General features: G+C 63.3%; 20 protein-coding genes. 10 read left to right on the top strand and 10 right to left on the bottom strand.

Features of this window, described 5'->3' with window-relative positions; genetic code table 11:
- Positions 1-7: 7 nt before the first annotated feature.
- The 3 genes from SLW75_RS01105 to SLW75_RS01095 are packed head-to-tail and all read left to right on the top strand — an operon-like array spanning position 8 to position 3,908.
- Positions 8-679, top strand: coding sequence for a 2Fe-2S iron-sulfur cluster-binding protein (locus SLW75_RS01105; protein ID WP_410933283.1), 672 nt, complete (start codon positions 8-10; stop codon positions 677-679).
- Positions 679-1,662: an FAD binding domain-containing protein gene (locus SLW75_RS01100; RefSeq protein WP_192131935.1), complete on the top strand. Its 984-nt coding sequence runs from the start codon at positions 679-681 to the stop codon at positions 1,660-1,662. Before SLW75_RS01105 ends, SLW75_RS01100 begins: the two co-directional genes overlap by 1 nt.
- A gap of 14 nt (positions 1,663-1,676) precedes the next feature.
- Entirely contained in the window at positions 1,677-3,908 is a 2,232-nt protein-coding gene (locus tag SLW75_RS01095) for a xanthine dehydrogenase family protein molybdopterin-binding subunit (RefSeq protein WP_410933282.1), read from the top strand.
- A 253-nt stretch (positions 3,909-4,161) separates the two neighbouring features.
- Here the strand turns inward: SLW75_RS01095 and xylB are convergent, their stop codons facing one another.
- The 5 genes from xylB to SLW75_RS01070 form a co-directional block, all read right to left on the bottom strand.
- Positions 4,162-5,646 (bottom strand): xylulokinase, encoded by a 1,485-nt coding sequence (gene xylB, locus SLW75_RS01090; protein ID WP_410933281.1) that lies wholly within the window; start codon positions 5,644-5,646, stop codon positions 4,162-4,164.
- A gap of 87 nt (positions 5,647-5,733) precedes the next feature.
- A complete protein-coding gene (locus SLW75_RS01085) occupies positions 5,734-6,732 on the bottom strand; it encodes a LacI family DNA-binding transcriptional regulator (RefSeq protein WP_065987080.1) in 999 nt (332 codons plus the stop codon).
- Between the two features lie 26 nt (positions 6,733-6,758).
- Complete coding sequence (locus tag SLW75_RS01080) at positions 6,759-7,700, bottom strand: ABC transporter substrate-binding protein (RefSeq protein ID WP_065987079.1); 942 nt, start codon at positions 7,698-7,700, stop codon at positions 6,759-6,761.
- A 64-nt stretch (positions 7,701-7,764) separates the two neighbouring features.
- Positions 7,765-8,757 carry an ABC transporter permease subunit gene (locus tag SLW75_RS01075; RefSeq protein ID WP_410933280.1) on the bottom strand — a complete coding sequence of 331 codons (993 nt, stop codon included), beginning with the start codon at positions 8,755-8,757 and terminating at the stop codon, positions 7,765-7,767.
- A 16-nt stretch (positions 8,758-8,773) separates the two neighbouring features.
- Positions 8,774-10,351 (bottom strand): sugar ABC transporter ATP-binding protein, encoded by a 1,578-nt coding sequence (locus SLW75_RS01070; RefSeq protein ID WP_192131925.1) that lies wholly within the window; start codon positions 10,349-10,351, stop codon positions 8,774-8,776.
- 428 nt (positions 10,352-10,779) lie between these two features.
- On the opposite strand from SLW75_RS01070, the gene SLW75_RS01065 reads away from it, so the two are divergent.
- Positions 10,780-11,649, top strand: coding sequence for an oxaloacetate decarboxylase (locus SLW75_RS01065; protein ID WP_065986037.1), 870 nt, complete (start codon positions 10,780-10,782; stop codon positions 11,647-11,649).
- A gap of 105 nt (positions 11,650-11,754) precedes the next feature.
- Here SLW75_RS01065 and SLW75_RS01060 read toward each other — a convergent pair whose 3' ends face one another.
- Complete coding sequence (locus tag SLW75_RS01060) at positions 11,755-12,720, bottom strand: alpha/beta hydrolase (RefSeq protein ID WP_410933279.1); 966 nt, start codon at positions 12,718-12,720, stop codon at positions 11,755-11,757.
- A gap of 162 nt (positions 12,721-12,882) precedes the next feature.
- Here SLW75_RS01060 and SLW75_RS01055 point away from each other — a divergent pair, with 162 nt between their 5' ends.
- On the top strand, positions 12,883-13,821 hold the full coding sequence (locus tag SLW75_RS01055) for an AraC family transcriptional regulator N-terminal domain-containing protein (RefSeq protein ID WP_410933278.1): 939 nt from the start codon (positions 12,883-12,885) through the stop codon (positions 13,819-13,821).
- Positions 13,822-13,842: 21 nt separating this feature from the next.
- Here the strand turns inward: SLW75_RS01055 and SLW75_RS01050 are convergent, their stop codons facing one another.
- Positions 13,843-14,298 carry a cupin domain-containing protein gene (locus SLW75_RS01050; protein ID WP_141695069.1) on the bottom strand — a complete coding sequence of 152 codons (456 nt, stop codon included), beginning with the start codon at positions 14,296-14,298 and terminating at the stop codon, positions 13,843-13,845.
- 94 nt (positions 14,299-14,392) lie between these two features.
- Between SLW75_RS01050 and SLW75_RS01045 the strand changes: the two genes are divergently transcribed.
- Complete coding sequence (locus tag SLW75_RS01045) at positions 14,393-15,292, top strand: LysR family transcriptional regulator (RefSeq protein WP_296310975.1); 900 nt, start codon at positions 14,393-14,395, stop codon at positions 15,290-15,292.
- 24 nt (positions 15,293-15,316) lie between these two features.
- On the opposite strand, the gene SLW75_RS01040 is transcribed toward SLW75_RS01045, so the two are convergent.
- Positions 15,317-17,686 (bottom strand): DNA polymerase II, encoded by a 2,370-nt coding sequence (locus tag SLW75_RS01040; protein ID WP_410933277.1) that lies wholly within the window; start codon positions 17,684-17,686, stop codon positions 15,317-15,319.
- A 132-nt stretch (positions 17,687-17,818) separates the two neighbouring features.
- On the opposite strand from SLW75_RS01040, the gene SLW75_RS01035 reads away from it, so the two are divergent.
- The gene (locus SLW75_RS01035) at positions 17,819-19,054 is read left to right on the top strand and encodes a M20/M25/M40 family metallo-hydrolase (RefSeq protein ID WP_410933276.1); all 1,236 of its coding nucleotides are present in this window, start codon (positions 17,819-17,821) and stop codon (positions 19,052-19,054) included.
- A gap of 650 nt (positions 19,055-19,704) precedes the next feature.
- Here the strand turns inward: SLW75_RS01035 and SLW75_RS01030 are convergent.
- A complete protein-coding gene (locus tag SLW75_RS01030) occupies positions 19,705-20,880 on the bottom strand; it encodes an aspartate aminotransferase family protein (RefSeq protein WP_410933275.1) in 1,176 nt (391 codons plus the stop codon).
- 99 nt (positions 20,881-20,979) lie between these two features.
- Between SLW75_RS01030 and SLW75_RS01025 the strand changes: the two genes are divergently transcribed.
- From SLW75_RS01025 to SLW75_RS01015, 3 genes are all read left to right on the top strand, one after another.
- Positions 20,980-21,882 (top strand): LysR family transcriptional regulator, encoded by a 903-nt coding sequence (locus tag SLW75_RS01025; RefSeq protein ID WP_296314612.1) that lies wholly within the window; start codon positions 20,980-20,982, stop codon positions 21,880-21,882.
- A 132-nt stretch (positions 21,883-22,014) separates the two neighbouring features.
- A complete protein-coding gene (locus SLW75_RS01020; protein ID WP_410933274.1) occupies positions 22,015-23,031 on the top strand; it encodes a zinc-dependent alcohol dehydrogenase family protein in 1,017 nt (338 codons plus the stop codon).
- Between the two features lie 157 nt (positions 23,032-23,188).
- On the top strand, positions 23,189-24,127 hold the full coding sequence (locus SLW75_RS01015; protein ID WP_410933273.1) for a hypothetical protein: 939 nt from the start codon (positions 23,189-23,191) through the stop codon (positions 24,125-24,127).
- Here the strand turns inward: SLW75_RS01015 and SLW75_RS01010 are convergent, their stop codons facing one another.
- Positions 24,128-24,445 (bottom strand): class I SAM-dependent methyltransferase, encoded by a 318-nt coding sequence (locus SLW75_RS01010; protein WP_410933272.1) that lies wholly within the window; start codon positions 24,443-24,445, stop codon positions 24,128-24,130.
- Positions 24,446-24,612 lie beyond the last annotated feature (167 nt).

The raw sequence follows: 24,612 nt of genomic DNA, 5'->3' as shown, positions 1-24,612 counted from the left end.
CCCTTTCATGACCGATCAGCCTGATCGCCCCAATAAAGAAGAACTGGCTTGTGACCTCAAGGCCTTCACTGTCCCTTCTCGCCGCAATTTCCTGAAATCCATCGGCGTGTCCAGCCTTGCTGCCGCGACGGCGCCGATCTGGACCCAGGCGCTGGAAGCCCAGGCCGCCGTCGCCGATGACCTCGACCCGCCCGCGGCCGACGAGCGGCGCATGACCCTGAAGGTCAACGGCCAGGCCCACACCCTGAACCTGCCGGCCAACGCTGCGTTGCTGGATGTACTGCGCGATCGCCTGCAACTCACCGGCACCAAGAAAGGCTGCGACCACGGCCAGTGCGGCGCCTGCACGGTTCACGTGAATGGCGTAGCGATCAATTCGTGCCTGTCCCTCGCAGCCATGCACGAAGGCGACGACATCACCACCATCGAAGGCCTGGCGCAAAACGGCAAGCTGCACCCGGTGCAGGAAGCTTTCTGGGAACACGATGCCTACCAGTGCGGCTATTGCACTTCCGGGCAGATCATGAGCGCCGCGGCCTTGCTCAAAGACAAGAACATCGGCACCGACGACCACAGCGTGCGCGAAGCCATGAGCGGCAACATTTGCCGCTGCGGCGCGTACAAGAACATCCTCGCGGCGATCCAGTCGGCGCGCATCAAAGTCCAGGAGGTGAGCTGATGAGAGCCTTTGATTACGTACGCGCCAGCAGCGTCGAACAGGCCGTGACGACCCACGCAAAAAGCCCGACGACCTTCTTCCTCGCCGGTGGCACGACGCTCCTTGACCTGGTCAAGCTCGACATCATGCCGGCCGATCAGGTGATCGACGTCAACCACCTGTCCCTCAAGCAGATCGAGGTGCAGAAGGACGGCAGCGTGCGCATCGGTGCGCTGGTCAGCAATACCGAACTGGCCCATCACTCGCACATCGTCGAGCACTACGCCGTGCTGTCCCAGGCGCTGCTCTCCGGCGCCACGACTCAGTTGCGCAACAAGGCAACCACGGCTGGCAACGTGATGCAGCGGGTGCGCTGCAACTATTTCCGCGACGGCTATTCGCCCTGCAACAAGCGCGAACCGGGTTCGGGCTGCGCCGCCATCGACGGCCATAATCGCAGCGTCCACGCGGTGCTCGGCACCAGCGACCAGTGCATCGCCAGCCACCCTTCAGACATGTGCGTGGCGATGGTCGCCATTGGTGCGACGGTCGAGGTGCAGGGTCCGAAAGGCAAGCGCAGCGTTGACTTCGCTGACTTCCACCTGCTGCCCGGCTCGACGCCGTGGAAAGAACACGCGCTGCTGGACGATGAGTTGATCACCCACGTGGTCCTGGCCGCGCCGCTGGCCGGTAATAAGTCCGCGTACCTGAAGCTGCGGGATCGCGCCTCCTACCAATTCGCCCTGGCGTCCAGCGCGGTGATTGTCGTCATGGACGGCCAGACCGTGCGCGAAGCGCGGGTGGCACTGGGCGGCGTCGGCACCAAACCCTGGCGTTCGATCGAAGCCGAGCAGGCGTTGAAGGGCCAGACCCTGACGCCGCAGACCCTCGAGAAAGTCGCCGCCATCGCCCTCAAGGGCGCCAAAGCCTATCGCCATAACGCCTACAAGATCGCGTTGGGGCAACAGGCCATCGTGCGCAATCTCGGCACCTTGAACGCCTGACCGGAGGATTCACCATGACTGATGCAATGATTGGCTCGGCACCCCGCCGCATCGATGGCCAGCGTAAGGTCACCGGCAGCGCGATGTACGCGTCCGACCATCACCTGAACAATATGGCTTACGGCTACGGTGTATTCAGCACTGTCGCCAGCGGCAAGATCACCGGCCTGGAACTGGACGCGGCGCGTAAATCGCCGGGCGTGCTGGAGATTCTGCATCACGGCAACTTCCCGCCGCTCTATCACAACTCGACGCTGCCAATGTCGTTTGCGCAGATCCTCAAGGCAGCCAAGTCCGACGAAAGCCGCCTGCCGTTCGAGGACGACACCGTGCACTACGCCGGGCAGTTCGTCGCCCTGGTGGTGGCCGACACCTTCGAGCATGCGCGGGCCGCGGCCTACAAGATCAAAGTCAGCTACAGCAAGACCGACGCGGTCGCCAACCTCGAACAAGGCTTGAAAGCCGGCGCCTTGCAGGACGGCAGCCCGAACCACACCCGGGGTGACGCCGCCGCTGCGTTCGACAGTGCCGCTCACAGCATCGACGCCACCTACTCGACCCCCGTCGAAACCCACAACCCGATGGAAATGCACGCCACGGTCGCCAGTTGGGAAGACGGGCGCCTGATCGTCTACGAAGCCACCCAGGGCGTGGTCGCCCACCGCAATTCCCTGGCGAAGATCTTCGGCCTGATCCCGGAGAAGGTCGAGGTGCGTGCGCCGTTCATTGGCTCGGGTTTCGGCAGCAAGCTGTGGATCTGGCCGCACTCGGTCGCCGCCTGCGCCGCCGCCAAGGTGCTCAAGCGTCCCGTGCAGCTGGTCGTGCCGCGCCAGCAAATGTTCACCACCACCGGCCATCGCCCGGAGACCCGTCAGCGCATGCGCCTGGCAACCGACGACAAGGGCAAGCTGCTGTCGGTGCGCCACGAATCCATCAACACCACGTCCTTTACCGACCCGTACAAGGAAAACTGCGGCACCTCGACCAAGAGCCTCTACAGCTGCGCGAACGTGCTGGTCACCCACAAGATCATCGAGGTCAATCGCGGCACGCCGACCTCCATGCGTGCGCCAGGTGCTGCGCCGGGGCTGTTCGCCCTGGAGTCGGCCATAGACGAGATGGCGGAAAAGATCGGCATGGACCCGCTGGCATTCCGCAAGCTCAACGTCTCCGAGCGCGATGAAAGCCAGAACCTGCCGTGGTCGAGCAATCATTTGCAGGAGTGCATCGACAAGGCCGCCGAGCGCTTCGGCTGGAACAAACGCAACCCGGCGCCGGGTTCGATGAAGGACGGCACCGAGATCATCGGGTGTGGCATGGCCGCCTGTAACTGGGACGCCTATCGCACGCCGGCAGAGGCGCAGGTTGCGCTGCGCGCCGACGGCACGGCCTGGGCCATTTGCGGGGTGCAGGACATCGGCACCGGCACCTACACCATCGTTGCTCAAGTGGTCAGCAGCATCACCGGCATCCCGCTGGACAAGATCGAGGTCGAGCTGGGCAATTCGTCGTTCCCGCCGGCGCCGGTGTCGGGGGGATCATGGGCGACCGCCAGTGTGCTGCCGGCCATTGCCGAGGCCACCCGCCAGGCCGTTGACCAGTTGAAGGCGTTCGCGACTGCGCCCAAGGGCGTGTTTGCCGGGGTCAAGGCTGATCAGGTGAGTTTCGAGCAGGGTCAGTTGAAAAGCGGCGACAAGACCTTTGCCATCGCCGACGTGCTCAAGGCGCAGAAGCAGTCCAGCGCTTTCGGTGAAGCCAAAACCGGCATGAACGACACCAGCAAGCATTCGTTTCGCTCGTTCGGCGTGCATTTCGTTGAAGTACGCTGGGACCCGGGCATCTCGCGGCTGCGCGTGTCGCGGGTGGTGAGTGCGATTGACGTGGGCAAGGTGATCAACCAGAAAACCGCGCTCAATCAGGTCGAAGGCGCCATCGTCATGGGCGTCGGCATGGCGCTGTTTGAGGCGACGGACTTCGACGAGCGCAACGGCATGCCGGTGAACAATAACTACGCCGAATACGTGGTGCCGGTGCACGCCGACCAGCCGGAGATCGATGTGATCCTGCTGGACTACCCGGACTTCGAGCTCAACGAGTTCGGCGCTCGCGGTATTGGTGAAATCGGCATCACCGGCCTGGCTGCGGCGGTGGCGAATGCGGTTTCACACGCCACCGACAAACGCATTAGGGATTTGCCGATTACGCTGGACAAGCTGATGGAGTTGCCGCCGACGATGAAGGTCTGAGCCGGAAACTCCAGCGCCCTGACCGTCCTCTTCCCAGCTGTAGGACCGGCTTTAGCCGGGAAGCCTTTTGATCGTTCCCACGCTCCGCGTGGGAATGCAGGACTGGACGCTCCGCGTCCCAAAGCTGACGCGGAGCGTCATGGTATGAATTCCCACGCGGAGCGTGGGAAAGATCATTACTCACTGCATGCAGTCAGTGGGACCGGCTTTAGCCGGGAAGCTTTTGATTTGATGATCATCGATCATCATGTTGTCAGGCACGTAATCCCTGCGCAGCACCGAGCAAGCCTTTGAATTTCCCGTAGCGGGCCGTCAACGCCCCCTGCACCGCCGGCATCGGCTGATACCGCGCCTTCACCGCCATCCCCCGCTTCAGCCACTCGGCCCCCTCCCCGATCGACAGAAACCCTAGCTTCGCCGCGCCAATGCAGGCGCTGAGTTCGCTGCCGTGGAAGGTGTACACCTCGCGATCAAGGATGTTGGCGAGTAACTGCGCCCAGTATTCGCTGCGTGCACCGCCGCCCACCAGGGCGCAGGCGTTGACCGTCGCGCCGGCGGACAGCGTGGCGTTCATCGCGTCCAGCAGCCCGAAACCGACGCCCTCCAGTACCGCATAACCCAGCATCGCTGGCGTGCAGTCATGGGCCAGGTTCATGAATCCACCGCGCAACAGCGGGTCGTTGTGGGGCGTGCGCTCGCCCGCGAGGTAGGGCAGAAACAGTGGACTGGAAACCGCCACCGGCTGATCGACCGGCAACTCAACGTGAACCTGATTGAGCAACGCCTGCTCACTGGGCTGACCCAGCAACCGAGTGACCCAGCGCAGGCAACTCGCCCCGGCCAGCATCGCGCCCATGGTGTACCACCGCTGCGGCAGCGCGTGGCAGAAACTGTGCACGGCGCTGCCCGGATTGCCCGCCGGATGGTCGGTGATCGCGACGATGGCCGCACTGGTGCCGAGGGTAACGAACGCATCACCGGCGTTGATCGCGCCGATGCCCACCGCCGAAACCGGGTTGTCACCCCCGCCTGCGGCCACGGGCAGACCCAGCGGCAGCCCCAGGGCATCCGCCGCCTCGGCACTCAGCCCGGCCGACGGTTGATCGGCCTCCAGCAACCGGGGCATCTGCTCGATCGTCAGCCCGGTGGCGTGAAGCATCGGCGCGTACCACTCGCGCTTGGCCACATCCAGCCACAACGTGCCAGCGGCGTCAGACATGTCACTCACCTGCTCGCCGGTCAGCAGCAAGCGCAGGTAATCCTTCGGCGACAGCACGCTGGCGATGCGCGCGAACACCTGGGGTTCGTGTTGCTGCATCCACAACAGCTTCGGCGCGGTGAGCCCGGCCATGGCCAGGCTGCCGGTGACGTCGGCGTACTCCGGAAAATCGTTGTTCAACTGCGACGCCTGAAGCACAGCGCGGGAGTCGTCCCAGAGAATCGCCGGGTACAGCACCTGCTCCGCCGCACCCAACAGAACCGCACCGTGCATCTGCCCCGACAAGCCGATGCAGCCGACCCGCGCCCATGCCTGGGGATCGCTTGCCCGCAACTGCCCGAGCGCTGACAGGCAGGCCTGCCACCAATCGGCGGGGTTCTGCTCCGACCAGCCCGACTGCCGGCGGCTGACTTCCACCCGCGCACCGGCCTGGGCCAGCACCACGCCTTCGCCGTCCAGCAGCACGGCCTTGAGCTCGGACGTGCCAAGGTCGATGCCCAGGGAAACAAGGTGATTCATGAAAATTCGGTTCCTGAAAGTTCGGTGCTTAAGAGTTCAGTGCTTGAGAGTTCAGTGCCTGAAAACCCGGTGACTGGCAGCGGACGCTCAAGGGCAACCGCACGAGTTACGAATCCGTAAGGTCGGCGCCAGTCGCTCCGACACTCGTTTGCCCTCGGGCTTATCAATGCGCTGCAACAGCAACTGCACCGCCCGCGCGCCCAGGGCCTGCACCGGCTGAGCAATCACGCTCAAGCGCGGCAGGAAAAAATCCGCCCAGTCGAAATCATCAAAACCCACCAGCGCCATTTGCTCGGGCACGTCGATGTGGGCGTCACGCAAGGCGTGCATTGCGCCAATGGTCATCAGGTTATTCGCCGCCAGAATCGCCGTGGGCGGCGGGTTCAAGCGCAACAACTGAGCAGTGGCGACCCGTGCGGATTCGCTGTTCGACTCGCCGTCGATCAGCAACTGCGGATCCCACGGTACGTCAGCGTCCAACAGCGCCTGCCGGTAGCCCTCGATCCGCTCCTCCGTCGTGCTCAGGCCGCGATGCCCGGCAATCATGCCGATGCGCCGGTGACCGTGGCCGATCAGATGAGCGACCAACTCGCGGGTGGCCTGGCGATTCTCGACGCCGACCTGATCGAAGCCCTCCACCGCCATCCGGTCCACCAGCACGCTGGGAATGGCGTTGCTGCGCAGGTACGCCAACGCTGCCTGCTGCGGGTCGCTGGACGGCGCGAGCAGAATCCCGTCGACGCGACGATGGTGCAGCGCCTGAACCACGCGCAGTTCCTGGGCGGGATCGTCGTGGGTGTCGACGAACAGCATCATGATGCCGTGGCGCGCGCATTCGGTTTCAATGGCGTGCACGGTCTCGCTGAAATAGTGATTGGACAGCGCCGAGATCGCCACGCCAATGGTGTTGGTGCGCGAACGGGCCAGCGAGCGCGCCAGGGTGTTGGGGACGTAGCCCAACTCCTGAACCGCCCGCTGCACCGCTTCCACCGTCTTGGCGCTGACCTTGCGCGTGCCGTTGAGCACGTGTGAAACGGTCGACGTCGACACCCGCGCCCGCTTCGCCACGTCTTCCATTTTGATCACGGCAACGACTCCTTCAGGCCTGCGTCTCAGTGCTTGCTGGACCAGCCGCTGTAGGAACCGACGTTGTCGCGAGTGATCAGTTTCGGCGTGAGTTGGGTGACCGCTTCAGCCGGCTTTTTGTCGTTGAGCAGATCGTTACCGATGACCACCGCTTGCTGCGCCATGGCCCAAGGGTCCTGACTGGCCGAGGCCTGAATCGAGGTGTCGGCCTTGAGGGCCTGCTCGATGTCTGGCGCGCCGTCCACCGAGGTGATGACGATGCCGCTGCGTTTCAGTTGCTTGGCGGCCAGGTCACTGCCGATCGCCTGGGGGTCGTTGATCGCGAACAGGCCGTCGATTTTCGGGAAGCGCGTCAGGTAACCCTGCATCGCGTTCAGGCCACCTTCGCGGGAGCCTTTGGCGTCCTGATCGTCGGAGAGAATCTTGATGTCCGGCGCGGCGGCGAAGGCCGATTTGCAACCGGTGACGCGATCGGTGACGGCGGTCACCTGCGGGCCGTTCTGGATGATCACGTTACCCTTGCCCGACAGCTTGTCGACGATGAACTGGCAGGCCAGCTTGCCCGCTTCGACGTTGTCGGTCTGCACGGTGGCATCGACGCCGGCAGCGCTGACGTCGACGGCCACGACCTTGATGCCGGCGGCCTGGGCCTTTTTGACGGCCGAGGCAATGGCCTTCGGGTCCACCGCGTTGATCAGGATCAGGTCGACGCCCGAGGCAATAAAGTTGTCGATCTGCGAGAACTGCTTGCTCAGGTCGTAATCGGCGGAGACAGAGGTCACTTTGACAGCGGGGTTGAGCTCCATGGCCTTGGCCTTGGCGCCGTCGGCCAGGGTGACGAAATACGGGTTGCCCAGGGAACCGAGGGTGATGCCGACGGATTTCAGCTCGCGGGCTTCAACGCCCTGGGACAGCAGCGCGGCCAGGCACAGGGACACGACAGCGGGGAATTTGCGTTTGACGTTCATGGGTTCTCTCTTGTGATTATTGTCGGAGTCTTCGTTGAAGCGCGTGCAGCCATACAAGGTTGGATCAGGTCCGCGCACCGGATTGGCGATAGCGGTCCAGGGCCACCGCCCCGATGATGACGATGCCTTTGATGATGTATTGCCAGATATCGGAAACGCCCAGCAGCACCAGACCGTTGGTCAACACGGCGATGATCAGCGCGCCAATCAGGGTGCCGCCGATGGTACCGACGCCGCCGGTGAAACTGGTGCCGCCGAGGATCACCGCCGCGATGGCGTCGAGCTCGTAGGACTGGCCCAACTGCAGGCCGTTGGCAGCGAACAGGCGGGAAGCGCTCATCACCGCGCCGAGCCCGGCCAGCGCGCCGGAAACCGCGTAGACGAACAGCAACACCTTCCACACCTTGATCCCGGACAGGCGCGCCGCTTCGGGATTGCCGCCCACCGAGTAGATCTGCACGCCCATCACCGTGCGGCGCAGGATGAACCACGACGCCGCGATGACTGCGACGGCGATGATCACCAGCCACGGCACGCCGAGCACCGAGTCGTTGCCGATGAAGGCGAACGGCAGGTCGGGGTTGAACACGGTTTTGTCGTCGGCCAGCAGACGCGCCAGGCCGCGCATGGCGGTGAGTGCGCCGAGGGTGACGATGAACGGCGGCAGGCGCATGAACGCGATCAGTCCACCGTTGACCAGCCCCAGCAGCAGGCCGAAGCCGACACCGGCGGCGATGCCGAGCATGCCGAACTGCGGTGACATCGACGCTTGCAGGGCGACCACTGCAGAGGCCGCGAGAATCGCCCCCACGGACAGGTCGATGCCGGCGGTCAGAATGACGAAGGTCATGCCCGCCGCCAACACCACGTTGACCGAAGCCTGCTGGGTGATAATCGACAGGTTCTGCAAGCTCATGAAGGTGTCGGTCATCAGCGAAAAGCCGATCAGCAACAGGATCAGCACCGGCAGCATGCCGACGGTGCGCATCAGTTCGCGGACCCGTTCACGCTTGCTGATGGCGGCAACGGTGGGCGAGTTTTCCAGGGGCAGACTCATGGCCTGGGTTCCTTTTTTATTGTTGTTGAATGGGGTGGTCGAAAGTATCGCGGGCGCCGTGGGCCGCAGCGGCTGCGGCGTTCTCGCTCCCCGTTGCCAGATCGATGATCCGTTCCTGGGAGATCTCCTGCCCCGACGCTCCGCCGACTTCGGCCACCAGCTCGCCTTCGCGCATGATCAGCACGCGGTCGCAGGTGCCGATGATTTCCGGCAGCTCGCTGGAGATCACCACAATGCCGACGCCGGCCTTGGCCAGCTCGTTGATGATCCGGTAGATCTCGGACTTCGAGCCGATGTCCACGCCGCGGGTGGGCTCATCGAGAATCAGCACGTGGGGCTTGACCTCCAGCAGCCGCGCCAGCAGCACTTTCTGCTGATTGCCGCCGGACAGCGCGCCGACATTGACCTTGCCCGACGCCACGCGGATCGACAGCGAACGGATCGCCTCGATTGCCCGCTGTGCGCCACGGCCGCGATCCAGCACGCCGCCGGCATGGGCGTCGGGCACGCAGGCGCAGACGTTGATGTTGTCGCGCACGCTCATGTCCAGAAACAGGCCCTGGGCCTTGCGATCTTCGGTCAGGTAAACCACCCCCGCACGGATGGCGTCGGTGGGGTTGCGCAGATCGGTGATCGCTTTGCCGGCCACTTCAAGGCTGCCGGAGGTGCGCGGATCGGCAGCGAAAATCAGTCGCGCCAGTTCCGTGCGCCCTGCCCCGACCAGCCCGGCGATGCCCAGCACTTCGCCCGCATGGAGATCGAAGCTGCACGGCTTGACGCGCTTGCCGTCGGCCATGTCGCGCACGCGCATCACCACCGCGCCGGGGTCGTAGGCGGCATGTTCTTTCTTGTAGAAACCGGAGAGGTCGCGGCCGACCATCATCTTCACCAATGCCTCGGCCGACAGCGCGTCGCGCTCCAGCATGCCGACGTACTCGCCGTCGCGCAGCACTGAGACCCGGTCGGACAGCTCGTAGATTTCGGCCATGCGATGGCTGATGTAAATGATCGCCAGGCCCTGGTCACGCAGCTGCTTGATCAGCGCAAACAGGCGGTCGGTCTCCCGGGACGACAGCGGCGTGGTCGGCTCGTCCATCACCAGGATTTTCGCGTTGGCGTGCAGCGCCCGGGCAATCTCCACCAGTTGCCGCTCGGCAATGGACAGCACGCTGACCTTGGTGGAGGGTTTGAAGTCGGCGCCCAATCGCACCAGGACGTCGACGCAACCGGCCTCCATCGCTTTGCGATCGATGCTCCAGCCACGGCGCAATTCGCGGCCCAGGTAAATGTTCTCGGCGACGCTGAGGTTGGGGCAGAGACTCAGCTCCTGATAGATCACCGCGATGCCACGCGCTTTGGCAGACAACGGGTCGAATGCGCTCAGGGCCTGGCCGTCGATGCGGATCTCGCCACCGGCGTCGGCCTGGTAAGCGCCGGACAGGATCTTCATCAGCGTCGACTTGCCCGCGCCGTTCTCGCCCATCAGGGCATGAACTTCACCGGCGTAGACCTTGAGGGCGACATTTTTCAGCACACGCAGGCCGTTGAAGGTCTTGGAAATGGCGGTCATTTCCAGCACGGGCTGGGGAGACATAGCGGGGACGGCGCTCATGGCCGGGCGGCCGATGAAGCAGCAATGACGAGCGCGGACAGCACACGCGGCAATCGAGCAGACGAGCTGATCATGTGAATCTCCGAGGTTTCTTGTTTTTATGCCTGGGCCACCTCTTTGCGGGTGACACTCGGGAATTGCTTTGAAATATTTCGGAACAGCTGAATCCTAGAACAGCTGAATCGATTCACGCAAGCGCTTGCTTTGTTATTTGGAGTTGAGGTCGTGTGGTGTGGTGTGAGGTCCGGCGCCTTCCCGGCTGAAGCCAGTCCTACTGAGTGCGGTGGAGGTCAGTCCCGTCGAGGTGCAATGGCAATTCAATGCACGTCGCTCATCGAGGTGAGACGTTTCAGCCTGAATTTGCGGTAGCATTGCTGGCATTTCGATGACGGCCTGAATCAGGAAGCCTTATGTCCAGAATTTCCCACTCCGCTTTGCGTCGCAAATTCCGTGAGCAGCTGGCTTCGCAGCACTGCGTCGAGACGGCTTCAGTGTTCGATCCCATGTCGGCGCGCATTGCGGCGGACCTGGGGTTTGAGGTCGGCATTCTGGGCGGTTCGGTGGCGTCGCTGCAGGTGTTGGCAGCGCCGGATTTTGCACTGATTACCCTGAGCGAGTTCGTCGAGCAGGCCACCCGGATCGGTCGTGTGGCGCAGCTGCCGTTCATTGCCGACGCCGACCACGGCTACGGCAACGCCCTGAACGTCATGCGCACCGTGGAAGAACTGGAGCGCGCCGGTGTGGCGGCGCTGACCATCGAAGACACCTTGCTGCCCGCGCAATTCGGCCGTAAATCCACCGACCTGGTCTCGATCGAAGAAGGCATCGGCAAGGTCAAGGCCGCCCTTGAAGCCCGGGTCGACCCGGAACTGACGATCGTCGCCCGGACCAACGCCGGGGTCTTGCCGGTCCAGGACATCATCGAACGCACCCTGGCCTACGAAAAGGCCGGTGCCGACGGCATCTGCATTGTTGGCATCAAGGACTTCGAGCACCTGGAGCAGATTTCGGAAAAGCTCACCGTCCCGCTGATGCTGGTGACCTACGGCAATCCCGAGCTGAATGACCGGCAGCGCCTGGCTGATCTGGGGGTGCGGGTGGTGGTCGCCGGTCACGCGGCGTACTTTGCCGCGATCAAGGCCACCTACGACAGCCTCCGTGCCCAGCGTCAGGTCACCCACAGCACCTCGAACCACAGCGCCACCGAACTGACCCACACCTACACCTTCCCGGAAAATTACGTGGCCTGGGCCAAGGATTTCATGGATGTGAAGGAATGAGGCTGTGGCGTGACGCCAATGTGCGTCACGCCACGTAAACCCCTGATCTACCCCTTCGATCCGTCGACACCGCGCCGGATCAAGCGGCTTGAAACAGCCTGGGGGTTACTTCAGGTGGGTCTGAAAGAACGCCGTCAGCCTGTCGAAAGGGATCAGATTCACCCGGTCATACAGGTCCACGTGCCCGGCACCCGGAATGTTCACCAGCTCTTTGGGCTGACCGGCCAGGCGATACGCCTCCTCGCTGAACTCACGGGAATGGGCATTCTCGCCAGCGATGAACAGCATCGGCCGCGGTGAAATCGTCTCGATGTCAGCGAAAGGATAGAAGTTCATGAACTTCACGTTGCTGCTCAGCGTGGGGTGCGTGGTCAATTCAGGCGACTGGCCCTTGGGGGTGAACTCGCCCCGTGGGGTCCGGTAGAAGTCGTAAAACTCACGTTCGATCGGGTTGGACTGCTCGGTGAGTGTGTCCACGGTGCCGCTGGTGTACCGGGTTTTGCCGCCGGCGAATTCGACGTCGCGTTGTGCAGCGGCGGCCGCGATGGCTTCTTTGCGTTGCTCGACACTCACCGAATGATGCAGGCCGTTGCGATTAACGCCGCCCATGTCATACATGCTCACCGTGGCGACGGCCTTCATGCGCGGGTCGATTTTCGCGGCGCTGATGGCGAAACTGCCGCTGCCGCAGATGCCCAGCACGCCGATGCGGTCGCGGTCGACGAAACCCTGGCTGCCGAGGTAATCAACGGCGGCACTGAAGTCTTCGGCGTAGATCTCAGGGGACACCAGATTACGCGGCCGGCCTTCACTTTCGCCCCAGAAGGACAGATCGATCGCCAGCGTAATGAACCCCTGCTCAGCGAGTTTCTGCGCGTACAGGTTCGAGCTCTGTTCTTTCACGGCGCCCATGGGGTGACCGACAATGATCGCCGGGTACTTGCGGCCGCTGATCATGTCCTTGGGCACGAACAGGTTGCCCACTGTTTTCATCTGGTATTGATTGTTGAACGTCACCTTCTGCCGGGTGACCTGTTCACTGGTAATGAAGTGTGCGATGCACATATTCATGGGGCAGCCCGGGCAGGCAGTAGAGCGATCCGGTGGCTTTCTTGCCCAATCCGATCAATCCGCAGGGGTGAGGCTGGACGGCTGTTTTACCGGGCCCGTACAGTTCCGGCTCGGCACGACAGCAAAACCACGGCAACGCCGCGGCAAAACCAGGGGGGGAACATGGGCGACACCGCGATTTCAATGCAGGCAACAGGCAGCGACACCCGAGCCCAGTTGCAATCGCTGACGCGCATCATCGGCAGCCTGACGCCGGCCTCCGGTGATTTCCCCACCGTCATCACCGGCCTCGGCCTTTTTCGCCGAGAAGCGCCCTCGCCGCCGGTCACCTGCATCCTGGCCCCGAGCATCGTGCTGGTGGTTCAGGGCGCCAAGGAAATGGTCATCGGCAGCGACGTCTATCCCTACGACACGACGCGCTTTCTGATCACCTCGCTGGACGTACCGGCCAACTCCGCCGTGACCCTCGCCAGCGCGGACGTGCCCTGTCTGGGACTGGTCTTCAAGCTGGACCTGCGCACCTTGACCGAGCTGATCGCCCAAGGGGACATCCCGGCACCGAAGGAGCGCACCGTGCGCAAAAGCGCGGGCATTGCCAGCCTGACCGCAGCGCTGCTCGATCCCCTCGCCCGACTGGTCAATCTGTTGCAGGAGCCCGACGCCATTCCGGTGCTCTGGCCCCTGTTGCAGCGCGAGATTCACTTCCGGCTGCTCCAGGGCGATCAGGCGCCGCTGCTGCGACATATCGCTTCCGTCGATAGCCAGGGCCACCGCATTGCCAGGGCCATCGACTGGCTGAAGCTTAATTACACGACGTCCTTGCGCGTCGAAGAGCTGGCCGCGCGGGTGCAGATGAGCGCGCCGAACTTCCACCTGCACTTTCGCAACCTCACGTCCATGAGCCCGCTGCAGTACCAGAAATGGCTGCGCCTGAACGAGGCGCGACGGCTGATGCTCAACGAACACCAGGACGCCGCCAGCGCCGCGTTCAAGGTCGGTTACGAAAGCCCGTCGCAGTTCAGTCGCGAGTACGGTCGGCTGTTTGGCGCACCGCCGAAAAAGGACATCGCGCGGATGCGCAGCCAGGCTGCGGCGGGGTGAAGACCAACCCTCGCCAGCCCCTTAGTCTTTTTTCACCGGCCCGGCCAGGTAGGTCTGCTCGGTCACCGGCTCCAGCCAGTCAACCGGCTTGCCGTCCAGCGCTTCGTTGACCGCGACGTGTTGCATGGCGGTGGTGTCGGTCGCGCCGTGCCAGTGACGACGGCCGCAATTGCACCAGATCAGGTCGCCCGGACGGATTTCGGTTTTCGGCCCGCCTTCGCACTGGGTCCAGCCGACGCCGTCGGTGACCAGCAGGATCTGCCCCAGCGGGTGGGTGTGCCAGTTAGTGCGCGCGCCGGGCTGGAAATTGACGATAGCCAGGCCGACCCGCGCCGGTGCCGGGGCGTTGAAAATCCGGTCGATTCTGACGTCGCCGGTGAACCAGTCTGCCGGCCCCTTGATGGCCTTGGCCGAGCCGGCGCGGTGGATCTGCATGTCTTCATTAGCGGTATCAGTGGCGCTCACGGTGGCATTCATAACGATCTCCAGAAAATGTGCAGGCAGCGTAACAAGGGCTTATTCCCGACAGTATCCGTAGAATGCTTTGATCAAAATGAAGGAATGCTTCGCAATGGCGGATTACAAACTCGATGACCTGGCGGTGTTCCTTGCGGTCGGCCGCGAAGGGAATTTCACCCGGGCCGCCGCCGCGCTGGGCATCTCACCCTCCGCCGTCGGCCAGACCATACGCCTGCTTGAGGAGCGTCTCGGCGTTCGCCTGCTCACCCGCACCACACGGAGTGTGACCCGCACCGAGGCCGGCGAGCAGTTGTTCAAGGGCCTGGCGCCACTGCTTGACGGCATCGAGGAACAGGTCAACGCCGCCATCGAGCATAGCGCCCGGCCTTCCGGCACTGTGCGCATCACGGCGGACGAGTTCGCCGCGCGTTACGTGCTCTGGCCGCGACTCAGACCGTTGCTCGATCAATACCCTGACATGACCATCGAGCTGGTCACCGACTACGGCCTGACCGACATCGTCGCCCAGCGCATCGACGCCGGCGTGCGCCTGGGTGACACCCTCGCAGCGGACATGATCGCCGCGCCGATTGCCCCGCCGTTGCGGCTGATGACCGTGGCGTCCCCCGATTACCTGGCGCGGCATTCCACGCCCCGGGTGCCGGAAGACCTGCCCGGCCATCGCTGCATCAACCTGCGATTGCCGACCCATGGCGCGCTGTATCAATGGGAGTACGCCAAAAACGGCCGCGAGACCCGCGTGCGCGTCGACGGCCCGCTGATCATGAACAGTGTGTTTCAGATTCTGCAGGGGTGCCTGGATGGCGTCGGTCTGGCGCAGCTCCCCGAGGGGCTGGTGGCTGGGCATATCGAGCAGGGCGAACTGGTGGAAGTGCTGGCCGATTGGTGCGAGCCGTTCGAGGGCTATCACCTGTACTACCCCAGCCGGCGCCAGCACACGGCAGCGTTTCGCGTGGTGCTGGAGGCGCTGCGGATCAATCCGCTGGTTTGAGAAGACGGGTCAGAAAAAAAGGGTTCAGAAGTCGAAGCTGAACTGATCCTGGGAGCTGAGATCGATGGTCCGTGAGATCACGAACGGCAGGATCGCGTCGGCGATCGGCTGCAGCTGTTTGCTGATGTAGTGGTCGTAATCGATGGCCGCCGTCCGCGCTTCCAGCGGCTCGGGGCCGGCGACCGTGATCACGTAGCTGATCCAGCCGCCATTCTGGTACTGCAACGGCCGACCCTGCTGGCGGTTGTACTCATCGGCCAGCCGCGCGGCGCGCACATGGGGCGGCACGTTGCGTTCGTAATCGTCGAGGGCCCGGCGCAGGCGCTTGCGGTAGATCAACTGGCCGTCGAGTTCCCCGGCCAGGGTTCGGCCCACGTACTCCCGAATGTATTCCTGAAATGGCTGACGCTGGAAAATCCGCAGATACAGTTCCTGCTGAAAGGTCCGGGCCAGCGGCGACCAGTCGGTGCGCACCACCTCCAGGCCCTTGTAGACCATTTCGTCTTCGCCATTGGCGCGGGTCACCAAACCCGCATAACGCTTCTTGCTGCCCTCCTCCGCACCGCGAATCGTCGGCATGAGGAAGCGCTTGAAGTGGGTTTCGAATTGCAGCTCGAGCGCACTCTCCAGCCCGTATCCCTCTTTCACATGAGCACGCCACCAGTCGTTGACCAGCTGGACCAGCGCGGTGCCGATCTGCGCGGCATCGGCCTGCGCGTGGGCTTTTTTCAGCCAGACAAACGTCGAGTCGGTGTCGCCGTAAATCACTTCATAACCCTGGGCTTCGATCAGCAGCCGGGTCTGGTGCATGATCTCGTGCCCGCGCAGGGTGATCGACGAGGCCAGCCGCGTGTCGAAAAAACGGCAGCCGCTGGAACCCAGCACGCCATAGAAGGCGTTCATGATGATTTTCAGCGCCTGGGACAGCGGCGCATTACGCTCGCGTTTGGCGACTTCGCGCCCTTCGGCCACCCGCGAGACGATGGCCGGCAGACAGTGGCGGGTTCGGGAAAAACGCGCACCTCGAAAGCCTTCCACCGACGCACTGTCGTCGGGGTGCTTGAGGCCCTCGATCAAGCCCACGGGATCAATCAGAAAGGTGCGGATGATCGACGGATACAGGCTTTTGTAATCAAGGACCAACACCGATTCGTACAGCCCGGGGCGGGAGTCCATGACAAAACCGCCGGGGCTGGCTTCCGGCATGCGCTCGCCGAGGTTCGGCGCGACGAAGCCCTGGCGGTGCATCAGCGGGATGTACAAATGCTCGAACGCGGCCACCGAACCGCCGCTTCGATCCACCGGCAGGCCGGTCACCGTGGCGCGCTCGAGAAGGAACGTCAGCAGTTCGGTCTTGGCGAAAATCTGCGTGACCAGCTCGCAGTCCTTGAGGTTGTAACGCGCCAGCGCCGGCTTGTCCTCGGCGAACATGCGGTTGATCTCGTCCATGCGCTGATACGGATTGTCGATGGCCTTGCCTTCGCCGAGCAGCGTTTGCGACACGTTTTCCAGACTGAACGACGGAAAGCTCCAGGTCGCCGAGCGCAGCGCCTCGATGCCATCGATGATCAAACGCCCGGCCGCCGCCGCGAAAAAGTGATTGTTGCGCGCGCCGTGTTCGCGCCAGGTCATCACCTCCCCGCCGCGACCCAGGCGCAGCGGCACGTTCAAGCGTCGCGAGTGCTCGTGCAGCACGCGCAAGTCGAACTGCACCACATTCCAGCCGATGATCCCGTCCGGGTCATGGCGGGCCATCCATTCGTTGAGTTTCTCCAGCAACGCGACGCGGGTATCGCAGTACTCCAGCTTGAAATTCACCTGGGCGTCATCGCCGTTGGCCGGGCCGAGCATGTACACCTGACGCTCGCCGCAGCCATGCAGGCCGATGCAATACAGCTCGCCGCGCTCGGTGGTCTCGATGTCCAGGGACACCAGTTTCAGGGTCGGTCGGTAACCGAGATCAGGCCTGAGTTGCGCGTCCAGCAACAGGCCATTGACGTCGGCCCGACCGCTGAATTGCACCGGCGCGGTGATGAAACGCTCCATCAGGTAACGCTCGGGCGGGCGGATATCGGCTTCGTAGACGTCGACGCTGGCTTTGCGCAGGTCACCTTCCAGGTTCATCAACTGGCGATGCTGCCGCGTGTACAGCCCGAGCACCGGGCGGTGGCGGAAATCACACAGCGCCAGCGGCTTGAGCTCGACATGGCGCTCGTTGCGCAACACAGTCTCGGCGCGCTCGCGGTGCTGCTCCGGAATGAACGCGACGGAGGTCTGGTACGGCAGGCGCACCTGGCGCGGGCCCTCATCGGTGGCCAGCCAGAATTCCACCTCGGTGCCGGCGTCCGTGTCGCGCCAATGCCGGGTCAGGACGAAGCCCTGCTGTAAATCCACCGCTGTAACCTCGTCACTGTTTATTTCAGAGGAGGATTCTACGGTGAATGATGCAGGAAAGCGCGGCGGCTGCCGGAACGATGTGGTTCCATGGACATCACAACAACTCGACCATCATCTGAGGGATCCAGCATGCACGTTCGACGTACCGCCCTGAGCGCTTCCATCCTCGCCGCCCTTTTTGCCTGCAGCGCCTACGCCGCCGATGTCTCCCCCGAGCAGTTATTGAAGAAGGCCGAAGCCGAGCAAAAACCCTATCTGGCCACGGTCAAGCAACTGGTCAACATCGACACCGGGACGGGTCAGGCGGCGGGCCTGAAAATGGTCAGCGCGGTGCTGGTCGAAAGGCTTAAGGCCTTGGGTGCATCAGTCGAGACCACACCGGCGACGCCCTCGGCAGGCGATAACATCGTCGGCACCCTCAAGGGCACGGGCAGCAAATCCTTTCTGCTGATGATCCATTACGACACCGTGTTCGGCCCGGGCACTGCGGCCAAGCGACCTTTCCGCGTCGACGGTGAGCATGCGTACGGCCCCGGCGTCGCCGACGCCAAAGGTGGCGTGGCCATGGTGCTGCATACCTTGAAGCTGCTCGAGGACGAGAAATTCAAGGACTTCGGCACGATCACCGTGCTGTTCAACCCTGACGAAGAAACGGGCTCGGCCGGCTCGAAAACCCTCATCGCCGAACTCGCCCGCAAGCACGACTACGTGTTCTCGTTCGAGCCACCGGACAAGGACGCCGTGACGGTCGCGACCAACGGCATCAACGGCGTGTTCGTGGACGTCAAAGGCAAGTCTTCCCACGCCGGCTCGGCCCCGGAAGCCGGGCGCAACGCCGCCATGGAACTGGCCCACCAACTGGTGCAGCTCAAAGACCTGGGCGACCCGGCCAAGGGCACCACAGTCAACTGGACGCTGATCAAAGGCGGCGAGAAGCGCAACATCATCCCCTCCAGCGCCGCGGCCGAAGGCGACATGCGCTACTCCGACCTGAGCGAATCCGACCGCGTGCTGGCTGACGGACAACGCATCGTGCAGGACAAAATGATCGACGGCACCGACATCACCTTCCGCCTCGACAAAGGCCGCCCGCCGCTGGCGAAAAACCCCGCCACCGACGACCTCGCCAAAACCGCGCAAGCGATCTACGCCAAAACCGGCCGCACCCTCGAACCCATCGCCATGCGCTTCGGCACCGACGCCGGCTACGCCTACGTCCCAAACAGCCTGAAACCTGCCGTCCTCGAAACCATGGGCGTCGTCGGCGCCGGCCTCCACGCCGACGACGAATACATCGACCTCACCAGCATCGCCCCGAGGCTCTACCTCACCGCAGCGATGATCATGGAATTGGCCGGGAAATAGAGCGGGGCTGACGCTCCTCAGGGCTTACTGAAAGGCCAGTTCCGGTGGGACGCGGAGCGTCAGAGGCGGCATTACCACGCGGAGCGTGGGAACGATCAGGCATAGAACCGCAAGATTGACGGTGCCCAAACCGGCCCCTTCCCGGCTAAAGCCGGTCCCACTAACAGCAGCGCGTGCAGCCTGTGGGATTGGCTCGGACTGTAGGACCGGCTTCAGCCGGGAAGCTTTTGATCTTGATCTGCTTTTGATCTTCATGCGCAAAAAGCCCAGACACCGCCAATCGCGACTTGGGTGCAGGCTGAACGCAGGTCTCGCTCCGTGGGCCGAGCGGCATGGATGCCGCGAGAGCCGCCCCCCGCCATGGATGGCGGATGGCGGCGGGCCCACGGAGCGAGACCAGAGTGAGGGGACTCCGACGCAGGAGGAGCCAAACCAGGAGCAAGCACCCTTGGTTACTTGGGGTGCTTTTCCAAGTAACTCGCCGAAGGCGAAACAGTCTGCCCCCAGGCAGACGCCCTTGGTCTTCATGAGCCCCGCCGCAGTTCTAAAACCGGGGACAGATTAATTTACGATGAAGCGCTGTAAATAAATCAGTCCCCTTTCATGAATTTACGATGAAGCGCTGTAAATAAATCAGTCCCCTTTCAGAGTCAGTCCCCTGTCAGGGCGCCCACGACGCCTGCCACAATCCGGTCCACCTCATCCCCATCGACCACCAACGGCGGCAACAACCGAATCGTCTGCCCCCGCGTCACGTTGATCAACACCCCATACTCCCGCGCCGCCACCAGACACACATCCCGAATCGGCCGCGTCAACTCAACCCCGATCATCAACCCCATCCCCCGCACCTGCGCCACATCAGGGTGCCCCGCCAGCGCAACGCGCAAGCCCGCCAACAACCGCTCACCCTGCACCGCCGCATTACGCAAAAGCCCCTCCCCCTCAACAATATCCAACACCGTACAACCCACCCGGCACGCCAACGGATTACCGCCAAACGTACTGCCATGACTGCCCGGCGTGAACAACCGCGCCACCGCCGCCGTCGCCAGACACGCACCAATGGGAATTCCATTGCCCAACGCCTTCGCCAGCGTCATCACATCCGGCACGATCCCCTCATGCTCAAAGGCAAACCAGCGCCCCGTCCGACCCATGCCAGTCTGAATCTCATCCAGCATCATCAGCCAGCCATTCTGCGTGCAATGATCGCGCAGCGCCTTCAGATACCCCGGCGGCGGTAACGCCACGCCACCCTCCCCCTGAATCGGCTCGACCAGCACGGCGACAATGCGCTCGCCATACGCCGCCGTCGCCTGTTTAACCGCGACGATGTCACCGAAACCCACCTTCACGAACGCCCCCGACATCGGCTGATAACCCAGCCGCGCGGCGCCGTTGTCACTGGCCGACAACGTGCCGAGGGTGCGGCCGTGAAAGGCGTTGTCCATCACCAGCACCAGCGGGTGCTCGATACCTTTGGCCCAGCCATACAAACGCGCCAGCTTGAGCGCGGTCTCGTTGGCCTCGGCGCCGGAATTGTTGAAAAACACCTGTTCCAGTCCCGACAGCCCGGTCAGACGCTGCGCCAGTTTCTGCTGCCAGTCGATGCGGTAATGGTTGGACGTGTGCAAGAGCAGCCCGGCCTGCTCGCTGATCGCCGCGACAATCTGCGGATGGCTGTGACCGACGTTGGTCACGGCGACACCCGCGACAGCGTCCAGGTACTGACGGCCGCTGTCATCCCACAGCCGCGCGCCTTCGCCACGAATGAAGCTCAAGGGCATCGGTTTGTAGGTGTTCATCAGGCAGGCGTCGGTCATGTCGGTGGCTCCATCACGGGTAAGTGAGGCCAGTATCGTTAGCCCGTTCTGATGTATAAAGATCGCCATCCTTCAGTGACTTTAAAGCAGGGCTTGATAATGGACGTGTTTCTGGCGATGACGGTGTTCGTCAAAGTGGTGGAAGGCGGCAGCATGACCGCGGCCGCGCGCCAGTGCGAAATGTCGACGACCATGGTCGGCAACCACCTCAAAGCCCTGGAGCAACGCTTGGGTGTGAGCCTCTTGCAGCGCACCACGCGCCGGCAAAACCTCACTGAATTTGGCCTGGAATACTACCGGCGTTGCGTCGAAGTGCTGGGGCTGGTCAACGACTCCGAGCGCATGGCCGAACAGGCGCAGACAGAGCCCAGCGGCACCTTGCGCGTCACCGCCCCGCCGGCCTTCGGCGCCGAACGCCTGGCGCCGCTGCTCAGCGATTTCGTTCAACGCTACCCCGAGATCAAGGTCGAGGTGGTGCTCAGCAATCAGACCATGGACCTGATCGAGCACGGCTTCGACGCCGCCATCCGCCTCGGCACCCCGGAATCATCGGCGTTGATCGCCCGGCCACTGCAGGACTACACCCTGACCATCTGCGCGGCCCCCGCCTACTTGAAACGTCGGGGTACCCCGAAAACCGCCGACGACCTGCGTGACCACGACTGTCTCGCGTTCGCCTACCCGGCCGGTGACGACTGGCGTGCCGCCGAAAAACTGTGGCGCCTGACCGGCCCCGACGGCGTGATGGAAGTGCCGGTGTCGGGCTCGATGATCGTCAACAGCACGCCGGCGCTGCGCCAGGCCGTGCTCGCCGGGATGGGCGTGTCGATGCTGCCTGACGTGCTCATCAGCGAGGACCTGGCCAGCGGAAAGCTCGTGCCGTTGCTGCAGGATTACCAGCCGCCCAGCCGCACGCTGTGGCTGATGTACCCCCAGGACCGCTACCGCCTGCCCAAGGTGCGGCAGTTCGTCGAGCACGCGTTGCGCGCCTGGGGCAAATAAGCGCTCACGCCAGAGACGTCCTCAACGCGAATTGATAGCAGGCATGTCGGCTATCGACCGACAGAAATAGTGCCCCGTTGCCCCCATCGATACAGTCGTCGCAACACTCAACGACAGGCATCGAGGTTGACAATGTCACGGGCCATCAAATTTCATCGCTTCGGCAAAGCCGATGTGCTCTGTTGCGAGGAGCAGCCTGACCGGCCCCCCGGCCCACAGGAAGTGCTGGTGCGTGCCGAAGCCATCGGCATCAGCTGGGACGACGTGTTGTGGCGGCAGAACCTGTCACTGGCACCGGTGCAACTGCCAGCGGGGCTGGGCAGCGAAATGGCCGGCGTCGTCGAAGCCGTGGGCGCTGGGGTGACCGACCTGAAGGTGGGCGACAAAGTGGCAAGCTTCAAAGCCATGAGCGCCAACCAGTACCCGGTGTGTGGCGACCACGTGATGGTGCCGCGCAACGCGCTGACCCGATACCCGGACGCACTGACACCGGTGGAAGCCAGCGTTCACTACACGCCGATGCTGCTGGCCTGGTTTGCCTTCGTCGAGCTGACCAACGTGCAACCCGGCCAGACCGTTCTGGTCACCGACGCGACCTACAGCCCCGGAATTGCCTTCGTGCAGTTGGGCAAAGCGTTGGGGCTACGGGTCATTGCCGCGACGCCCCACGCGGAGGACCGTGAATACCTGCTGGCGAACGGCGCCCATCGGGTGATCGTCACCGACGAGGACGACATCTGCCTGCGCATCGAGTCGCTGACCCACGGCCACGGCATCGAAGCAGTGTTCGACGGACTGGGCGGCATGCAGATGTCGATGCTGGGCGACGTGTTGGCGCCCCGCGGCGACCTGGTGCTGTACGGCCTGCGCGGCGGCAACAAGACACCCTTCCCGGCGCAGCAGGCGTTTCGCAAGAACATGCGCTTCCACGTGCACTGCCTGGAAAATTTCACCGGCAAGCCGGAGCTGGGCATCGAGCAGAACGGCCCTGCACTGCAACGGGCACTGGACGCCATCAACGAACTGACCGCCAAAGGCCTGCTCAAGCCGGACATTCACCGCACCTGGCCGTTCGAGCAGTTCGGCAAGGCCCACAACCACCTCGACGAGCACCCGGTGCGCGGCCGCGTGGTCCTGAAAGTCAGATAAGCACACGCCGCCGTTCACATCGGGTAACAGACCTGAAGAACTGCCTTGGTTGACGTCGGAGACGCGACGGCCACACTCCAGAAAAGGACTTTCCGAGCGAATGACCGCTCACCCCGCTCCGCCCGCGGAGCTCCATCACACGTCAAGGAATGACTGTATGCCCCTCAACTCATCCGCTGCATCCCGCCCGCCCCATGTCGACTGGATGGCGCAAACGGCTGAACTCGGCCGCTTGCGCATCGACCAACTCATCCTGCCCGGCGCCCACAATTCCGGCAGTGACAAGCTGTCCCCCAACTTCGCCGTACCCCAGGAGATGGCCCAGGACGTCGCGCCCCTGGAACAACTGCGCCAGGGGGTGCGCGCGCTGGATTTGCGCGTGGCGTTTTATTCAAAGTACGAAAAGGGTGACCCGCGGCGTTTTCAGCTGTTTCACCTGACCTCGTCGGGGCGCACGGTCGCCGGGGATATTCTGGCGTGCGTCCAGGGCTTTTTTGAAGAACTGGAGCAGAACGGCTCCCCGGCGCGTGAAATCGTTGTGCTGGATTTCCACCAGTTCAAGGATTTCACCGAACTGACCCATCGGGAATTTCAGGGCCTGCTCAGCTCAACCCTGGGCACAAGGACAGTGCCGCGCACCCTGCGCCAACTCACCCTGGAAGACATCTGGAACGATCACCCGGGCAAGAACGTGGTGCTGGCCTACAACCGGAATTCGGGTGACGAGCTGCTGTGGCCCGGGGTCAAGCAACGCTGGCCCGGGGCGAACCTGTTCAACACCAACACCCTGAAGGCGTTCATCAACGAAGTCGCGGTGGAGTACAAACCCGAGTTCAGCCTGACCGCCATCCAGTGCGCCAAGTATTCGCTGCCGCTGCACGCACCCAGTGACCTGAGCCGGAAGATCGATCAGTGGTTCGAATCGACGGACGAGAACAGCTTCATTCAGAATTTCTACATCATCAACACCGACTGGACAATGCGCAGCGCCCTGATCGCTCAGTGCCGTCACGCCAATGGTGTGCGTGCCCGCTTCACTGTGCGCCATCCCGATCTACCGCTGCAGCCCAAGCGGCGAGCCGTCAGCGTCGGGTGATCAGCAGCGGGTGATCAGACCCTGGCGGGCGACGCGGATCAGTTGGTGAATCACCGCCTCCGCGCGCTCGGCCGTGGGCGCCTGGATGACCGCCAGATCAAACTGATCGTTGCTGAAGCGCTCGAGGGCGTCGTCGGTTTCGATGAATTGAATGAGAAAAGCGTGGGGGCCGCCCTGGCGACGCGGCCAGCCGTCGAGGTAACGCAGCAGCGTCGGCTGATGGGCACCGCCCAGAAGGATTTGCGGATTGCGACGATTGAACTGGCTGGCGATGGGCGCCAGACGAACGAGGGGACGCGGGTGGGAATGACTGCTCATAGTGTCGTTTTCTCTGCCTCATTGATCCGCTGGGCAGCGGTGAGAGGCAACACCGAACCAGCGCTTTAGCGGAATTTCGATGACGATTGACCGTCACCCGGCGCCCCGCAAGTAGCTGTTTAAATCGGCGCATGGACGGCATCCTAGAGAAGCGGCGTGGGCATTGT

Source organism: Pseudomonas sp. W5-01 (assembly GCF_046540435.1).
In the GTDB taxonomy this organism is placed as follows: domain Bacteria; phylum Pseudomonadota; class Gammaproteobacteria; order Pseudomonadales; family Pseudomonadaceae; genus Aquipseudomonas; species Aquipseudomonas graminis_B.
The sequence above is the reverse complement of the archived record's forward strand: the minus strand, read 5'-3'. Positions and strand labels throughout refer to the sequence as shown.

Bases quoted from the DNA above. Each gene is read 5' to 3' on its own strand.
- SLW75_RS01045 (WP_296310975.1), top strand. From the start codon at position 14,393: ATGGCGGATTACAAACTCGATGACCTGGCGGTGTTCCTTGCGGTCGGC.
- SLW75_RS01065 (WP_065986037.1), top strand. From the start codon at position 10,780: ATGTCCAGAATTTCCCACTCCGCTTTGCGTCGCAAATTCCGTGAGCAG.
- SLW75_RS01010 (WP_410933272.1), bottom strand. From the start codon at position 24,445: ATGAGCAGTCATTCCCACCCGCGTCCCCTCGTTCGTCTGGCGCCCATC.
- SLW75_RS01030 (WP_410933275.1), bottom strand. From the start codon at position 20,880: ATGACCGACGCCTGCCTGATGAACACCTACAAACCGATGCCCTTGAGC.
- SLW75_RS01070 (WP_192131925.1), bottom strand. From the start codon at position 10,351: ATGTCTCCCCAGCCCGTGCTGGAAATGACCGCCATTTCCAAGACCTTC.
- xylB (WP_410933281.1), bottom strand. From the start codon at position 5,646: ATGAATCACCTTGTTTCCCTGGGCATCGACCTTGGCACGTCCGAGCTC.
- SLW75_RS01025 (WP_296314612.1), top strand. From the start codon at position 20,980: ATGGACGTGTTTCTGGCGATGACGGTGTTCGTCAAAGTGGTGGAAGGC.
- SLW75_RS01055 (WP_410933278.1), top strand. From the start codon at position 12,883: ATGGGCGACACCGCGATTTCAATGCAGGCAACAGGCAGCGACACCCGA.
- SLW75_RS01100 (WP_192131935.1), top strand. From the start codon at position 679: ATGAGAGCCTTTGATTACGTACGCGCCAGCAGCGTCGAACAGGCCGTG.
- SLW75_RS01095 (WP_410933282.1), top strand. From the start codon at position 1,677: ATGACTGATGCAATGATTGGCTCGGCACCCCGCCGCATCGATGGCCAG.
- SLW75_RS01015 (WP_410933273.1), top strand. From the start codon at position 23,189: ATGCCCCTCAACTCATCCGCTGCATCCCGCCCGCCCCATGTCGACTGG.
- SLW75_RS01035 (WP_410933276.1), top strand. From the start codon at position 17,819: ATGCACGTTCGACGTACCGCCCTGAGCGCTTCCATCCTCGCCGCCCTT.
- SLW75_RS01080 (WP_065987079.1), bottom strand. From the start codon at position 7,700: ATGAACGTCAAACGCAAATTCCCCGCTGTCGTGTCCCTGTGCCTGGCC.
- SLW75_RS01075 (WP_410933280.1), bottom strand. From the start codon at position 8,757: ATGAGTCTGCCCCTGGAAAACTCGCCCACCGTTGCCGCCATCAGCAAG.
- SLW75_RS01060 (WP_410933279.1), bottom strand. From the start codon at position 12,720: ATGAATATGTGCATCGCACACTTCATTACCAGTGAACAGGTCACCCGG.
- SLW75_RS01050 (WP_141695069.1), bottom strand. From the start codon at position 14,298: ATGAATGCCACCGTGAGCGCCACTGATACCGCTAATGAAGACATGCAG.
- SLW75_RS01020 (WP_410933274.1), top strand. From the start codon at position 22,015: ATGTCACGGGCCATCAAATTTCATCGCTTCGGCAAAGCCGATGTGCTC.
- SLW75_RS01105 (WP_410933283.1), top strand. From the start codon at position 8: ATGACCGATCAGCCTGATCGCCCCAATAAAGAAGAACTGGCTTGTGAC.